Raw genomic sequence first — 1,108 nt, 5'->3', positions numbered from 1 at the left:
GTAGACATAACATTATTCATCAATTTCGGAATTCCTGCTGGACTTACATACTTGTAGGCTACTCTATTTATAATTTCAGCCATTGCTTTATTTGCAAATCCATTATGAGAGATTAAAACTCCACATACATTAGTACAATAAAATTTTACCTCTCTAAAGTAGACATTCCCAGCATAACCATCTGTAGTCCAAGTTATTGTATTCTCAAATAAGTACTCATCATGGTAACCAATAACTCCATCATTTATCGTTTGGGAAGAGTATACCGGATATTTATGAGTTTTTGTCTTTGTTTTATTTATATCTTTAGTAGATAAGACTTTTCCTCTTGTTATTATAGAAAAAATATTTTCTATGCTATCTTTAACCCAAAGTTCTTTAAATCTAGGAAACCTTAACATTGGTATTAAATTTGTTTCGGACTCTTTAGTCATTTGTTATACCTATCTCTGTTTTGATTAACTACAATCAAAATAATTTTTTACGTATTTATCTATTATGAAACCACACTTAAGATTTAAAAATTTTCATGGTTCTTGGCAAAAATCTACTCTATATTCAATAACAAGTATTAAAAGTAGTGATCGTAAAGCTTCAGATTATGAAAAGTATTATGATTCAGGTGAATATCCTGTGTTTGATGTAAAAGGTGAAATTGCAAATGTTAAAGATTATGACTCTGATAAACCTTATATAGCGATTGTAAAAGATGGATCTGTTGGAAAAATTTTTTTATGTCCTGAGAAATCATCTGTTATTAGTACAATCAATTATCTTTATAATAAAGAAAACATTGATATCCTTTTTCTTTACCACCTAATAGCTCATCAAATAAGTTGGGAAAAATACATTGTAGGGACTAGTATTCCACATATATATTATAAGGATTACTCTCTAGAACAAGTATATGTTCCTAAATACAATGAGCAAAAGAAGATTGGACAATTTTTTAAAGAATTAGACAGCTACTGAATAGAGGTCTTAATCTAAAAACTTTTATTCAATTTACCAATTTTACCCATATTTGAACGATTCCTTATCCTTTCAAGTTTTAACCTATCTCATCAAAATCATTAATTATAATATCTAAAACTGTACACATACATTA

2 protein-coding genes are annotated in these 1,108 nt (G+C 27.8%); one reads left to right on the top strand and one right to left on the bottom strand.

Annotated features, from left to right (window positions below):
* Window positions 1-434: restriction endonuclease subunit S (locus CKF59_RS07465; RefSeq protein WP_222985707.1), on the bottom strand; the 434-nt coding region annotated here is incomplete at its 3' end.
* A 64-nt stretch (window positions 435-498) separates the two neighbouring features.
* On the opposite strand from CKF59_RS07465, the gene CKF59_RS07460 reads away from it, so the two are divergent.
* Window positions 499-972 (top strand): restriction endonuclease subunit S, encoded by a 474-nt coding sequence (locus tag CKF59_RS07460; RefSeq protein ID WP_119535280.1) that lies wholly within the window; start codon window positions 499-501, stop codon window positions 970-972.
* Window positions 973-1,108: the final 136 nt, after the last annotated feature.

Origin of the sequence: Psittacicella gerlachiana, from assembly GCF_003585965.1 — a bacterium.
Classification (GTDB): Bacteria; Pseudomonadota; Gammaproteobacteria; order Enterobacterales; family Psittacicellaceae; genus Psittacicella; species Psittacicella gerlachiana.
The sequence above is the reverse complement of the archived record's forward strand: the minus strand, read 5'-3'. Positions and strand labels throughout refer to the sequence as shown.